12 protein-coding genes are annotated in these 14565 nt (G+C 66.1%); 7 read left to right on the forward strand and 5 right to left on the reverse strand.

Features of this window, described 5'->3' with window-relative positions; translation table 11 throughout:
* Nucleotides 1-6: 6 nt before the first annotated feature.
* Genes AC4LGL_RS02635 through AC4LGL_RS02655 form a run of 5 tightly spaced genes read right to left on the reverse strand, consistent with a single transcriptional unit; the run spans nt 7 to nt 6163 of the window.
* The gene (locus AC4LGL_RS02635) at nt 7-1479 is read right to left on the reverse strand and encodes an AMP-binding protein (RefSeq protein WP_491837483.1); all 1473 of its coding nucleotides are present in this window, start codon (nt 1477-1479) and stop codon (nt 7-9) included.
* On the reverse strand, nt 1476-2243 hold the full coding sequence (locus AC4LGL_RS02640) for an SDR family NAD(P)-dependent oxidoreductase (RefSeq protein ID WP_491837484.1): 768 nt from the start codon (nt 2241-2243) through the stop codon (nt 1476-1478). The genes AC4LGL_RS02635 and AC4LGL_RS02640 overlap by 4 nt, the downstream gene beginning before the upstream one ends.
* Nucleotides 2243-3799, reverse strand: coding sequence for an AMP-binding protein (locus AC4LGL_RS02645; protein ID WP_491837563.1), 1557 nt, complete (start codon nt 3797-3799; stop codon nt 2243-2245). Before AC4LGL_RS02645 ends, AC4LGL_RS02640 begins: the two co-directional genes overlap by 1 nt.
* A 17-nt stretch (nt 3800-3816) precedes the next feature.
* The gene (locus AC4LGL_RS02650) at nt 3817-4554 is read right to left on the reverse strand and encodes a GntR family transcriptional regulator (protein ID WP_491837485.1); all 738 of its coding nucleotides are present in this window, start codon (nt 4552-4554) and stop codon (nt 3817-3819) included.
* Nucleotides 4555-4561: 7 nt separating this feature from the next.
* The gene (locus AC4LGL_RS02655) at nt 4562-6163 is read right to left on the reverse strand and encodes an SMP-30/gluconolactonase/LRE family protein (protein WP_491837486.1); all 1602 of its coding nucleotides are present in this window, start codon (nt 6161-6163) and stop codon (nt 4562-4564) included.
* Nucleotides 6164-6316: 153 nt separating this feature from the next.
* Between AC4LGL_RS02655 and AC4LGL_RS02660 the strand changes: the two genes are divergently transcribed.
* The 7 genes from AC4LGL_RS02660 to AC4LGL_RS02690 all read left to right on the forward strand — a co-directional run bounded on the left by AC4LGL_RS02660 (nt 6317) and on the right by AC4LGL_RS02690 (nt 14560).
* Nucleotides 6317-7174 carry an SDR family NAD(P)-dependent oxidoreductase gene (locus AC4LGL_RS02660; protein WP_491837487.1) on the forward strand — a complete coding sequence of 286 codons (858 nt, stop codon included), beginning with the start codon at nt 6317-6319 and terminating at the stop codon, nt 7172-7174.
* Nucleotides 7174-8589 (forward strand): aromatic ring-hydroxylating oxygenase subunit alpha, encoded by a 1416-nt coding sequence (locus AC4LGL_RS02665; protein ID WP_491837488.1) that lies wholly within the window; start codon nt 7174-7176, stop codon nt 8587-8589. Before AC4LGL_RS02660 ends, AC4LGL_RS02665 begins: the two co-directional genes overlap by 1 nt.
* Nucleotides 8590-8654: 65 nt before the next feature.
* Nucleotides 8655-9827: an LLM class flavin-dependent oxidoreductase gene (locus AC4LGL_RS02670; protein ID WP_055117395.1), complete on the forward strand. Its 1173-nt coding sequence runs from the start codon at nt 8655-8657 to the stop codon at nt 9825-9827.
* Entirely contained in the window at nt 9824-11668 is a 1845-nt protein-coding gene (locus tag AC4LGL_RS02675; RefSeq protein ID WP_491837489.1) for a flavin-containing monooxygenase, read from the forward strand. Before AC4LGL_RS02670 ends, AC4LGL_RS02675 begins: the two co-directional genes overlap by 4 nt.
* Nucleotides 11665-12507: a TauD/TfdA dioxygenase family protein gene (locus tag AC4LGL_RS02680; RefSeq protein WP_491837490.1), complete on the forward strand. Its 843-nt coding sequence runs from the start codon at nt 11665-11667 to the stop codon at nt 12505-12507. The genes AC4LGL_RS02675 and AC4LGL_RS02680 overlap by 4 nt, the downstream gene beginning before the upstream one ends.
* A complete protein-coding gene (locus tag AC4LGL_RS02685; RefSeq protein WP_491837491.1) occupies nt 12504-13424 on the forward strand; it encodes an SDR family NAD(P)-dependent oxidoreductase in 921 nt (306 codons plus the stop codon). Before AC4LGL_RS02680 ends, AC4LGL_RS02685 begins: the two co-directional genes overlap by 4 nt.
* The gene (locus AC4LGL_RS02690; protein ID WP_491837492.1) at nt 13421-14560 is read left to right on the forward strand and encodes a CaiB/BaiF CoA transferase family protein; all 1140 of its coding nucleotides are present in this window, start codon (nt 13421-13423) and stop codon (nt 14558-14560) included. Before AC4LGL_RS02685 ends, AC4LGL_RS02690 begins: the two co-directional genes overlap by 4 nt.
* The last annotated feature ends 5 nt before the right edge of the window (nt 14561-14565 follow it).

Consider the following 14565-nt stretch of genomic DNA (forward strand, 5'->3'; position numbering starts at 1 on the left):
GAAACGTCACCGTGTCAACCGATCCCGCAGTTCGCGTTTGAGCACCTTGCCGTAGCTGTTCTTCGGTAGTGCGTCGATGAACTCGTAGCGCTTGGGGCGTTTGAACCGGGCGATGCGTTCCAACAGATGAGCATCGAGATCGGCGGGGGACACCTCGCCGACGACGAACGCCACCACCACCTCGCCCCAGTCGGCATCGGGCGCACCGACTACGCCGGCCTCGACCACGCCGGGATGTTCGAGCAGCGCCTCTTCCACCTCGCGGGGATAGATGTTGCTGCCCCCGCTGATCACCACATCCTTGGACCGGTCACGCAGGGTGAGGTAGCCGCGCGCATCGAAGGAACCCATGTCGCCGGTGTGCAGCCAGCCGTCTTTGAGGGTGGCGGCGGTGGCGGTCGGGTTGTTCCAGTAGCCCGACATGACGACGTCGCCGCGGCAGACGATCTCGCCGATCTCCCCGACGGCGGCTTGCGTGCCGCCGTCGTTCAGCACGGCGACCTCGACGCCGGAGCGGGGATACCCGACCGAGCCCAGCGTCGCGTCGTCGGCGCCGACGTGATCGGCGCGGCGCAGCCCGGTGATCGTCATCGGTGCCTCGCCCTGCCCGTAGAGCTGCACGAAGATCGGGCCGTAGGCAGTCAGCGCCTTCTTCAAGCTGTCGACGTACATCGGGCCGCCGCCGTACACAACGGTTTTTAGGTTCGCCGGTCTGGACCGGCCGGTCTGGACCAGGCGTTGCACCATGGTCGGCGCCAGGAAGGCGCTGCTGTCCGGGTGGTGGCCGCACAGGTCCAGGAACTCGTCGGGCTCGAACGCCGAGGATTCCGGTATCACCTGGCGGGCGCCGCGCAGCACGTACGGCGGGATGTACAGGCCGGAACCGTGTGACATCGGAGCGCCGTGGATCAGGCTGCAGTTCTCGTCCGGATCATCGAAATCGGCCAGGTGCGCCAGTGTCATCGCCATCAGGTTGCGATGGGACAGCATGGCGCCCTTGGACTTTCCGGTGGTGCCGCTGGTGTAGAACAGCCAGGCCAGGGCGGCGGGATCGGTCGACGGCGGGGCCGCGGGCGCCGCATCGAACCGGGCCGAATAGGTCTGGTCACCGATGGTTTCGACGGGTACCCCGGCCGCCGATGCCAGGCCTTCGCCGATCTTGACCGACGCGAACACCTGCGCCGCACCGGAATCGTCGAGGATGTCGGCCATCTCACGAGGATGCAGCTTGTAGTTGATCGGCACGAACACGCATTCGGCCGCCCAGATGGCGAACATCAGCTCGACGATTTCGGGCCGGTTCTCGCTGGCGACGGCGATGCGGGTGCCGCGATCACCGAGGGCCTTCAATGAGGTGGCCAGTCGCAGTACCCGGTCGCGCAACTCCGCCCAGGTATGGACTTGACGTTCGCCCAGGAACACCGCGCCCCGGTCACAGAACCGGTCGGCGGCTTGATCGAGCACCGCGAAAACGTTCATGGAGCAATCCATTCAGAATGAAGCGCGAACTCCGAAAGGTATTTCGTCGAGCTCCAGCCACCGTCGACGACGATGGTCTGCCCGTTGATGAAGCTGCCGCCGTCGGAGCACAGGAACGCGACGGTGGACGCGATGTCCTCGACCCGGCCCAGTCGGGTGTGCGGTGTCATCTCGGTCTGCATCTTGCGGAAGCCGGGATCGTTGAGGCGTTGTTCGACCATGGGGGTGACGGTGACACCGGGGGCCACCGCGTTACAGCGGATGCCCCGGGCACCGTACTGGCAGGCGATGTGTGTGGTCAGCGCCGTCAGTCCGCCCTTGGCCGCCGAATACGCCCCGCCGCGCAGGCCGCCGACGACGGCGAACGTGGAGGTGATGTTGATGATGGCCGAACCAGGTTCCAGATGCGGGATGACGTCGCGGGCCAACCGGAATGGTGCGCGCAGCATGATGCCCAGGAAGTGGTCCAGGGTTTCGTCGTCGGTCTCGTGCAGGGGCTTGGGGCTGCCGACTCCGGCGTTGTTGATCAGAAAGTCGATGCGGCCCCAGCGGGACAGCGCGGCGTCGACGATTCGTCGTGGGGCGTCATCGGCGGTCAGGTCGACGGCCAGTGTCGCAATCCGATCCGGGGCGACCCGTTCGAGTTCGGCCAGCCGTTCCTCATCGCGTCCGGTGCCGAGCACGGTCATGCCCGCCGCCGCGAGCGTGGTGGCACAGCCGAATCCGATGCCGCTGCTGGCCCCGGTGACGATCGCAACCTGCATTAGTCGTGCCCCTTCAGCGTCGCTCGGATCTGATGCTTCAACACTTTGCCCGCGTCGTTCTTCGGCAGTTCATCCCAGATCTCGACGCGCTCGGGTGTTTTGAACCGCGCCAGCCCGTGTTCGGTCAGCACCCGACCCACGTCGGCCACGTCGGGGCGTTGCCCGTCGGCGGTCACCAGCACCGCGCAGGCGCGTTCGCCGGTGCGTTCATCGGGCAGGCCGACGACGGCTGCCTCGGTGATGCCGAGTTCACCAACCAGGATGTCTTCGACTTCCTTGGGGGAGATGTTCTCGCCGTTGCGGATGATGAGGTCTTTGGCCCGTCCGGTTATCTGCAGGTGGTTGCCGTCCACCCAACGGCCGAGGTCCCCCGTGCGGAAAAATCCGTTCTCGTCGAAGGATTCGATCTCATCCTCGGGGTGCAGGTAGCCCCTCAGCATCTGGGGACCGCGGGCCCTGATCTCGCCGGAGACGAGCCGGACCTCGGCGATCCCTGGGCGGCCGTCGGTCTCGGCGGCGTGCTCGACGCTTCCCGGGGCCAGTGAGCCGACGGTGGTGACCGGGACCTCGGTCGAACCGTACACGCGGCTGACGGCAGCCCGGTCGAAGTAGTGCGTGGCCCGCCGGATCAGTGACGGCGGTACCGAGGCGCCACCGCAGATGAACACCTTGAGATCGGGCAGCCGGGTGCCGGCCCGTTCGGCGGCTCCCAGCAGTTGTTCCAGAAACGGTGTGGCCCCGGCCATGTGGGTGCACTGATGTTCGGTCATCAGTGCCACACCGTCATCGGCATTCCAGCGGTGCATCAGTACGGCGGTGCTGCCCAGCAGCAGCGGGCATTCGAAGGCGTAGATGGAGCCGCCGATGTGCGCGATGGGGGAGGGCACCAGGAAGGTGTCCCCTGGGTCGATCATCCAGTGCTCGCGCAGCTGCATGATCAGCGCGTTGATCGAGTTGTGGCTGTGAAGTACGCCTTTGGGCCGACCTGTGGTTCCCGAGGTGTACATGATCATGCGGATGTCATCGGGGTCGAGCGCGGGAAGTTCGCGATCCGGCGCGGTTGCCAGCGCGTCGAATGCGCGGTGCGGCCCCGGATCACCGCGCAACACCACCACTTCCGGCGGGGTGTCCATCTGGCTGCACACCCGGGTCAGCATTGCCGCGTAGTCGTGTTTGCCGAACTGGGCGGGGATGAAGACCGCCCGGCTCTGCGCGTCGTCGAGGATGAAGCGCAGTTCGCGGTCCCGAAGTGACGGCAGGATCGGGTTCACCACCATGCCGGCCAGCGTGGCGCCCAGGTAGATGGTCGCGGCCTCGTGCCAATTGGGCAGCATGAACGACACCACGCTGCCGGTCGGCATCCACGCCGCCAGCTGCAGCGCCAGAGCCTGTGCCCGGCGGTGTAATTCGTGGGCGGTCAGCCTGGTTTCCCCATCGACCAGCAGCACCCGGTCGGGGTTGTCACGCGCCGCATCGGCCAGGGCGTCGGCCAGGGTGGTGGACACCCACAGCCCGCGGTCGTAGGCGTCGGCCGCGCGTTCCTCGTCCCATCGCACGGAAGTTCGCACCCGCCTCAGCCCTTGACCCGGCGCATGGTCATGGCGTGCCGGAAGCGGTCCGACGGGTGGGTGTTGACCGTGACCTGGGCGATCTCTCCGTCGGAGGTGGTGTACGTACGTTGCATCTGCAGGGCGGCGGTGCCGGCGGCGACCTTGAGGCCCGCGGCGAGTTCCGGCGAGGTGACGATCGCTGAGATCTCCTGGTGCACCTCGACGATGCTGACCCCGAACAGATCCTCGATCAGCGGGAAGATCGGCCCGGAGTGCCGTTGCAGCAGCCGGCCGACGGCGGCGAAGCTTCGGTTGATGTAGTACTCGGTCCGGCACACCGGTGCGGCATCGTCGTCGGCCTGCCGGTAGCCGCGCACCGCCAGCCACTGTTCGCCGAGCGGGAGGCCGGTGCGCTGGGCCAACTCGCCGTCGATCGTGACCATGGCATTGGACTCGATGGTGAACTGGGCGCCGGTGGCGAATGCGAGCAGGTCGTTGATCGAGACCACGTCCTGCGCATAGGTATTCGCCGCGGCGCGCGGTGCCACGGTGGTTCCGGCCCGGGGTCGTGAGGTGACCAGGTTGTCGTCACGTAGCCGCCGCAGGGCTTCGCGCACGGTGTAGCGGCTGACTTCGAAGCGCTCGCAGAGTTCATGTTCGGTGGGCAGTTGGGAGCCCACCGGGTACACCCCGTCGACGATCTCCTTGCGCAGGGTGCGTGCCACCTGCAGGTAACGGTGGTCGGCCGGCGTGACAGTCATGGTCGCGTCAGGCCCTGCGCAGCGCCAGCACGCTGCCGTCGCCGTCACCCGAGATGTAGAGCGTCCCATCGGGTCCCGCGGCGATCCCGGCGAACGGGCCCTGCGGACCGGAGAACGGGGGCATGCCCTTGAGTGGTTTGGGGGTCACCCCGGGTGGCGGGCCGACCGGCAGTCCCGCGGCGATGACGGTGCGGGCAGCGTTGTCCAGGTCGTACTCGAGAACCTCTTTGCTGCCGGCGTCGACGATGTAGAGCGCGCCGTCCTGCACGAGAAGGCCGTGTGGCGTGTGTAATCCGTCGACCAGCGGCTGCGCCGTCCCACCGGTCACCCGGAGAACGGCGCCGGCCACCGAAACCAACGGTGCCCCGTCCGGTCCGATCACCACACCGACCGGGGTGTCCAGCCCCGAAGCCAACACCGTCACGGAGCCGTCATGCACCGAGAGCAACCGGCCGGCGCCTTGCTCGACCACCAGCACGGACCCGTCGGGCGCCGACGCGACACCATAGGGTTGGTCGATGCCACTGGCGAGAACCTGGCTGACCTCGCCCTCGGCCCCCGCTGGGCGGAACCGTGCCACGGTGTCGGCCGCAGTGGTGACGATGAATTCGCCTGGGCCTGAGGAAATCACCCCACGCAGGAAGCCCGGGTAGCCCGGCGAGAACAGCATTGCGACCGTCTGCAGGGCGCCGTCGGGACCGACCCGGTAGAAGTAGGTGCCGTCGGCCACGTACAACGCGCCGTCGGCCCCGACGGTCAGATCCAGCGGCCAGTTCAACCCGCCCGGCAGCAGGGCATGAGTGCCGCCGCTGGACAAGATCTCGGTGATCTCACCGGTGAAGTTGGAGACGAACAACCGACCGTCGACAAAGGTGCAGTTGTCCAGGCCGGGATTCAATTGGGCCAGCAGCGTCTGTTCGCCGCTGCGGGGGTCGATGCGCAGCACCTGTCCACTGGCCACCTGGGTGGAGACGATGTGGCCGTCGGCATCGAACTTGACCGAGTCCGGTACCCCGAGCCCGCCGGCCACCACCTGGGGCTCGCCGCCGTTGGGGTCAATGCGCCAGATCTCGTTGGCGCCCATCACCGGGAAGTAGAGCAGCCCGTCGGGGCCGACCTCCATGGCGTTGGGGGAGGGCACGTCCTCCAGCAGGATCCGCGGGGCGCCGCCGGCGAGGTCGAACTCCATGAGCCGGCCGCCTTCGCGGCACTCGCCCACGAACAGGCGCCCCTGATGGAAGGTGATGCCATTGGCCGAGGGGACGTCGTCACGCAACACGCGCGTGGTGCCACCGGCCGTGCGCACGCTGACCCGGCCGTCCATCACCTCGGTGGCATAGAGGTTGCCGTCGGCGTCGAATGCCACGTCGTCGGGGGCGATGATGTCGCCGCCCTTGGCGCTCACGGTTTCCAGGCGCCCGGTACTCAGGTCGAGGGCGCTGATCTGGCTGCCGGTCACCTGGGCGACGTAGATGCGACCGTCCGGGCCCGTGCGCAGGCCGTTCGCGCCGAACAACCGGCTCGGGGCGGTGACCTGCTCCAACGCCCAGCTCCCGGCGGCTGTCGGGTTTGCGGCATATCTCGCATCAGATACCAATGGCGCGCTCATGACCTCGGACGTTAGCAACTCCTCGTAGTCCAGACAATAGGCGCCTCGGTGCTCAGATCGGCCCTTGACGGTGCATAAGTGCTGGGGAATAGTGTTCTCCAATATGAAGATCGCAATATGTTGTCCGGACAATTAAGCCGATAAGGGTTGCGAATGGATAGTTCCCTGAGCCTGGACGGCCGGGTCGTGGTCGTGTCGGGCGCCGGTGGTGGCGGCATCGGCACCACCGTCACGCGGATGGCGGCGGAGGCCGGGGCCACGGTCGTGGCGGTGAGCCGATCACAGGACAACCTCGACACCCACGTCGCGCCGCTCGCGGACAAGGGTCTGAACGTGGTGACGGTGGCGGCTGACGCGTCGACGGACGAGGGCATCGCCACCGTGCTGAAGAAGGTGGGCCGGCTCCAATCTGACGGACAAGGGACGCTGTACGGGCTGGTCAATGTCGCCGGCGGCGCGGCCCCGTCCACCTGGATGCCGGCCACCCGGGTGTCACGGGCCGACTGGCGCGAATTGTTCACCGCGAATCTCGAAACCATGTTCTTCATGAGCCAGGCTGTGGCCGCCGAAATCCGGGCCCAGGGCAACCCGGGCTCGATCGTGTCGGTGTCCTCGATCAGCGGGATGAACACGGCGCCGTATCACGTCGCCTACGGCACGGCGAAGGCCGCGATCGTGGCGGCCACCCGAACCATGGCCGCAGAGCTTGCCGCCGAAGGTATCCGCGTCAATGCGGTCGCACCCGGCGTTACCGAAACCGCCGCCTCGGCAACCTATGTCGACGCCGACCCCGAGCGTGACCAGCGGGCGATCGCGATGGGACGGCGCGGTACTCCCGAGGAGCAGGCGGGGGCCATCCTGTTTCTGCTCTCAGATCTTTCGAGCTACATCACCGGCCAGACCATCCTGGTCGACGGCGGACTCAATCTGCGCTGGACCCATCTCGGCGGTGACAACACGTCGCTGTTCCTCAAAGACGAATCCTTCCGCGAAGCCATCAGGAGGATCTAATGGCCCACACCGAATCTGATCTCGACGCCGCGATGGAGGTCGACGCCGAACCCGACGACTCGACCGGAGTCATCGCCGAGGACCTGTCTGCGCCGACGACCATCCCGGTTGAGGCCTATATCTCGACGGACTACGCACGCGCGGAACGGGATCGACTGTGGCGCAAGGTGTGGCAGCAGGTAGGCCGGGTCGAGGAGATTCCCGAGATCGGTAGTTACCTCACTTACGACATCCTCGACGACTCGATCATCGTGGTACGAACCGGCGCAAATGAATTCGCCGCGCACCACAACGTCTGCATGCACCGCGGCCGCAAGCTCATCGACAATCCCGACGGTGCCAAGAACGCCAGCGGCCGGGCCCGGAAATCCTTGGTCTGCGGATTCCACGGCTGGACCTACGGCCTCGACGGAGCCTGCACCCACATCCGGGAACAGGACGACTGGCAGGGCAAGCTCACTCCGCGCAACACGCATCTGGCGCCCGTGCAGGTGGACACCTGGGGCGGGTGGCTGTTCATCAACATGGACCCGCACTGCGAGCCGTTGGTCGACTACCTGTACCCGGCAGCCAAGATCCTCGACCCGTTCGGGCTGGAGAACATGCGCTACAAGTGGCGCAAGTGGTTGTACTTCGACTGCAACTGGAAGGTCGCGATGGAGGCCTTCAACGAGACCTACCACGTGTTCACCACGCACCCGGAGTTCAACCAGTTCGGCGAGTTCAAGGGCTGGGCGAAGGCGCAGGGCAAGCACAGCAACATCGGGTACGACGCGCCCAAAGGTATGGACGAGACCAAGTCCAAGATCCGTCTGGGGACCGGTGATCCGCGCATCTCCACCGCCGAGATGCAGGTCTACACCATGGAAGAGACCAACGCGACGACGACGAACACGCTGGTGAACGCCGCCAAGCGACTGGTCGACGAACTGCCCGAGGGCACCCCCGCCGACGAGGTGCTGCAGCACTGGCTGGCCTCGGCCCGCCGCGATGACGAGGCGCGTGGCGTGGTCTGGCCGACCATCCCGCCGGACATCCTTGGGCAGAGCGGCACGGCGTGGCAGATCTTCCCGAACTTCCAAGTGGGCCAGGGCCTGACCAGCGCGCTGTGCTACAGCGCACGCCCTGATCCGAGCTATAACCCGGACAAGTGCATCTTCGAGGTCGCCGTCTTCGAGCTGTACCCCAAAGGTGAAGAGCCGCAGACCGAGTGGGCCTACACCCCGAAGGACTCACCGAACTGGCTGTCGGTGCTGCCGCAGGACTTCTCGAACATGGCGGCGGTGCAACAGGGGATGAAGTCGGCTGGTTTCCCGGGAACTCTGCCGAATCCCTACCGCGAACGCAGCACGGTCAACCTGCACTACCAACTTTCCAAGTACATGGGCACCGGAGAACCCCGAGACATCCAGTGATTTCGGTGCATCCAGTAACGCCCAGCGTTACCAGACGCACCCAAATCGCCGAGTAAGGAGACGCAATGAAAGTAAATTTGGGTACCGGGGCGCAGAACTCCCACGACTGGGAGCGCGTGCTCGCCGGTGACTTCAGCACCCCGCCGGCCACGCCGGACTACAAGTGCGTGCAAGCCGCGCTGGCCCTCGGTGATCTGGCCGAGCCGCTCGGCTTCGACGGGATCTGGTTCCCCGAGCACCACGGCACGCCATACGGCATGACGCCCAACCCGATCCAGGCCCTGACGTATTTCGCCGGACGCACCGAGCGGGTCAGCCTGGGCACCTTCGTGGCGGTGGTGCCGTGGTGGAACCCGATCCGGTTGGCCACCCAGATCGCCTACCTGGACATCGTGTCCAACGGTCGTTACACCACGATCGGCCTGGGCCGCGGGGTGTCGAAGGGTGAGTTCGCCGCGGTCGGTGTACCGCGTGAGGAGAGCCGCGACCGCTTCAACGAGACACTGGACATCCTCAAACTGGCGTTCTCAGGTGAGCGGTTCTCCTACGAGGGCAAGATCTTCAGCTTCCCGGAGATGTCGCTGCGGCCCGAGCCGATCAGCACCGACCTGTTCGACCGCATCTACAGCTCGTCCTCGACGGCCGAGTCGCTGGAGATCCTGTCCCGGCGTGGCATGGTTCCGCTGTTCGTCGGCAACAAGCCGATCACCGACGCGGGCGAAGAGGTGCGCAAGGTCAACACCTTCCGCGCCGAAGAAGGCCTGGGGCCCTGTCAGCCGAAGAACGTGATGTTCATGTACTGCGTGGGCTCCGAGGACGAAGTGGCCCAGACCGAGGAGTGGATCTGGACCGCCAACCGCGACGTCAACGTGCACTACGGCTTCGCCGATGCGTCGAACTTCAAGGGCGTCAAGGGCTATGAGGCCTACGCCGCCCGCGAGGCCAGCGCCACTGCCGTGCTCGCCTCGGAGGTCGGTAACCAGAAGAAGGGCGGCCCGCCCGGATACCACGCCTCCAACCTGCTGATCGGCACCCCCGAGACGGTGTTCGAGAAGCTCAAGGCCGCGCAGGAGGCCTGCTCGTTCTGCGAGGTCACCATCGTTCCGCAGTTCGGCACGATGCCGTACGAGAAGGCGATGGAGTCCACCAAGCTGTTCGCCGCCGAGGTGCTGCCCGCGGTGCACGATATGCCGGCCCCGCTGCACGCCGCCGCGCTGCCCGAGAAGGCCAACGCATGACGGAAACAACGTGTGGTCCCACCGACACTCCCGCCGATTTCGACATCGACGCGATCCGGGAGAAGTACGCGGCCGAGCGGGCCAAGCGGCTGCGGCCCGAAGGTGGTGACCAGTACCTGGAACTGGAAGGCGAGTTCGCCGAGTTCTACGAGGTAGACCCGTACACAACGGTGGCCGAACGGGATCCGGTCAGTGAGGACTCCGACGTCGTCATCCTCGGTGGCGGCTTCGCGGGCCTGCTGGCCGGGGCGTACCTGAAGAAGGCGGGCGTCGAGGGTATCCGCGTCATCGAGATGGCCGGCGACTTCGGCGGGGTCTGGTACTGGAACCGCTTCCCGGGAATCCAGTGCGACAACGACGCCTACTGCTACATCCCGCTGCTCGAAGAACTCGACTTCATGCCGAGCAAGAAGTTCGCCGACGGTGCCGAGATCTTCCAGCACTGCCGCAACATCGGCAAGCACTTCGGCCTGTACGACGGTGCCCTGTTCTCCACCCAGGTGCGGGACATGCGGTGGAACGACGCGACGCAGCGCTGGCAGATCAGCACCGACCGGGGAGACGACATCCGGGCCCGCTTCGTCGTGATGGCGCAGGGCTCCTACAACCGGCCGAAGCTCCCGGGCGTCCCCGGCATCAAGGACTTCACGGGACACGTATTCCATTCCGCACGCTGGGATTACGACTACACCGGCGGCGACGCTGACGGCGGCCTGCACAAGCTGGCCGACAAGCGCGTCGCCCTGGTCGGCACCGGTGCGACGGGCATCCAGTTGGTGCCGCACCTCGGCCGCGACGCCGAGCAGTTGTTCGTCTTCCAGCGGACCCCGTCGTCGGTCGATGCCCGCTCCAACCCGCCCACCGATCCGGCGTGGGCGGCGTCCCTGCAACCGGGCTGGCAGGAGGAGCGCAAGCGCAACTTCCACAACTGGTCGCCGTTCGTCGGTGTGGTGTTCGGCGAACCAGACCTGGTGTGCGACTTCTGGACCGAGCTCGGGCGCAACCTGACCGCCCGGATCGCGGCCAGCGAGAACCCCGCCGAAGTGACCATCGAGCAGATCATGGCCTTCCGGGAAGAGGAAGACTTCAAGATCATGGAGCGGCTGCGTCGTCTGGTCGCCGAGATCGTCGAGGATCCCGGTACTGCCGAGGCGCTCAAGCCGTACTACCGCTTCATGTGCAAGCGACCGACATCCAGTGAGCACTATCTGTCCACGTTCAACCGCCCCAACGTGACGCTCGTCGACGTCTCGGCATCCAAGGGTGTGGAACGGCTGACCGAGAAGGGCATCGTCGCCGACGGCGTCGAATACGAGGTCGACTGCGTCATTTTCGCGAGCGGCTTCGAGATCTCCACCGAGATCAGCCGCCGGTTCGCGATCGAGAGCATCGTGGGTCGCGACGGACTGTCGCTGTTCGACTACTGGCAGAACGACTACAAGACCCTGCACGGGATGACCAGCCGCGGATTCCCCAACCAGTTCTTCATGGGCTTCATCCAGGGCGGCGTGTCGGCCAACACCACGGCGATGTTTGAACAGCAAGCCAAGCACATCGCCTACATCATCGCCGAGGCGCAGAACCGGGGCGCCACCACGGTCGAGCCCAGCCAGGAGGGCCAGGACACGTGGGTCGCGACGGTCCGCGAACTGGCGATCGACAATTCGGCGTTCGAACTGTCGTGCACGCCCGGCTACTACAACAACGAGGGCCGCGGTGGAGCGGAACGCAACGGTGCCTTCCTGGGTGATTTCTACTCGCCAGGTTTCTATGCCTTCGATGAGCTGATCGCCGACTGGCGGGACAAGGGCGACCTCGAGGGATTAGAGCTCACCTCATGACCACGTCCACAGCTCTGCAGACCCGGGACATCAAGCCCCGCATCGGAACCGAGATCATTGCCGACAAGGCCACGCTGCTATCGGGTGAACATGCCGGGCGGATCCGGGAACTGCTCGAGCAGCGCGGGGTGCTGGTGTTCCCGCAGATCGGGTTCAGCGACGACGAGCAGATCGCGTTCACCGAGACTCTCGGCACGTTCGCTCCCGAGCACCAAGGCGAGAAGCTCTACAAAGTCTCCCTCGACACTGAGGTGAACAAGCAGGCCGACTACCTCAAGGGCTCGCTGTACTGGCACATCGACGGCACCATGAACGAGGTGCCGATCTTGGCCTCGCTGCTGCAGAGCGTGGCGCTCGGTAACCCGGAGGAAGGCGACACCGAGTTCTGCAACACCTATGCCGCCTACGACGACCTGTCCGACGAGGACAAGGCCGAGATCGAGGGCATGCGGGTGATGCATTCGGCGTGGAACACGCTGTTCTACTACGACCCGGAACCCACGGCAAAGACCCTGCGCCGCATGATGGCGATCGGTGACCGGGAACTGCCGTTGGTTTGGACCCATCAGTCCGGTCGCAAGTCACTGGTACTGGGTGCCACCGCACGACACATCGTCGACACCGACGGCCCGATCGACTTCCGCAAAAGCGCCGAACTGCTGGTGCGGCTGCGGGATTGGGCCACCCAACCCGACTTCACCTACCGGCACAAATGGACCGTCGGTGACCTGGTGATCTGGGACAACACCGGAACCATGCACCGGGCCACCCCGTATGACCCGACGTCAGGCCGGCTGCTGCAGCGGACCAAGCTCGAGGGCGAGGAGCCCTTCGCTTGAGCACTCTGAGATTCGACGATCGCGTCGCCGTCATCACCGGCGCCGGCCGGGGGCTGGGCCGCCAATACGCCCTGCTCCTGGCCTCGAAGGGCGCGAAGGTCGTCGTCAACGACCCCGGCGGCAGCCTCACCGGAGACGGTGCCGACACCGCACCGGCGCAGCAGGTGGCCGACGAAATCGTCTCGGCCGGTGGAGAAGCCATTGCCGTCACCGCTTCGGTGGCCACCGCTGAAGGCGGTCAGGCCATCATCGACGCGACCATCGAGCGCTTCGGCCGCATCGACATCCTGATCCACAACGCCGGCACGGTGCGCCGGGGCTCACTGAAGGAACTCACCTACGACGATTTCGAAGCCGTGCTCGACGTGCACCTGCGCGGTGCGTTCCACGTTGTGCGCCCGGCTTTTCCGCTCATGTGCCAGGCCGGGTACGGCCGCGTGGTGCTGACCTCGTCGATCGGCGGGCTGTATGGCAACCATCAGGTGGCCAACTACGCTGCGGCCAAGGCCGGGATCCTCGGGCTGTGCAACGTGGTGGCACTGGAAGGTGCCGCCGAAGGTGTGTTGTGCAATGCGATCGTTCCGGGCGCGGTGACCCGAATGGCCGAGGGCCTGGATACCTCGGCCTACCCGCCGATGGGCGCGGACCTCGTGGCCCCCGCAGTGGGCTGGCTGGCCCACGAAACGTGTTCGGTCACCGGCGAGTTCTTCGTGGCGATCGCCGGGCGGATAGCCCGGGCCGTCGTCGCCGAATCGCCGGGGGTGTACCAGCCGTCGTGGACCGTCGAGGAGGTCGGCGAGCAGATCGACCGCATCCGTGACCTGGGTGAACCGGTGATCTTCCCGGTCGTTCCCGACGGGCACGCCGACCACATTCGCTACAGCTTCGGACGCGCAGCAGAGGGAGCCCGATCATGAGCACCGGTCCATTGCAAGGGGTTCGGGTCGTCGACCTCACCGCGATGGTGATGGGGCCGTACTGCACGCAGATCATGGCCGACATGGGTGCCGACGTGATCAAGGTCGAGACGCCGGCCGGCGACAACACCCGATACATCTCGGTGGGGCCGGCCCCCGGCATGAGCGGGGTGTTCGTCAACGTCAACCGTGGCAAGCGCAGTGTGGTGCTGGATCTGCGGTCGGAGCAGGGCAAGGTGGACCTGCGGGCGTTGATCGCCGACGCCGACGTGTTCATCCACTCGATGCGCGCCAAGGCCATCAGCAAGCTCGGCTTCGGCTACGACGACGTGGCCGCGATCAACCCGGGCATCGTCTACACCAACTGCTACGGGTACGGCCGCCGCGGCCCGGATGCCGACCGGCCCGCCTACGACGACACCATTCAGGCCGAGTGCGGATTGCCTGCGGTGCAACAGCAATTGACCGGAGAGGCGTCCTACGTCGGCACGATCATGGCCGACAAGGTGGCCGGGTTGACCGCCCTGTATGCGACGACGATGGCGCTGTTTCACCGCGAGCGCACCGGCGAGGGCCAGGAGGTGGAGGTCAGCATGTTCGAGACCATGGCCTCCTTCATGCTGGTCGAACATGCCAACGGCGCCATGTTCGACCCTCCGCTGAGTCCTGCGGTGTACCCCAGGGCGGTCACCCCGAACCGCAGGCCGTATGAGACCAAGGACGGTCACATCGCGGCGCTGATCTACAACGACAAGCACTGGAATGCGTTCATCGAACGGGTGCAACCGGCCTGGGACAGCCACGAATACGCGACGCTGGAGCAGCGCGCCCGCCAGATCGACACGGTGTACGGGCTGCTGGCAGGCACTCTGAAGGAGCGCACCACCGCGGAGTGGCTGGACCTGTTCGCGGAGTTGGAGATTCCGGCGGCTCCGATGCTCACGCCGGATGAGCTCTTCGACAACGAGCATCTCAACGCGGTCGGACTGTTCGAAACCGTCGACACCCCGCACGGCCGGGTGCGCATGCCCGGAGTGCCCACGTGGTTCTCCCGTACCCCGGGACACATCGCCGGGTATGCACCGGAACTGGGCGCGGACACCGCCGAGGTGCTCGCTGAACTCGGTCCGCGATAGAAAGG

This window comes from Mycolicibacterium arcueilense (assembly GCF_058536225.1).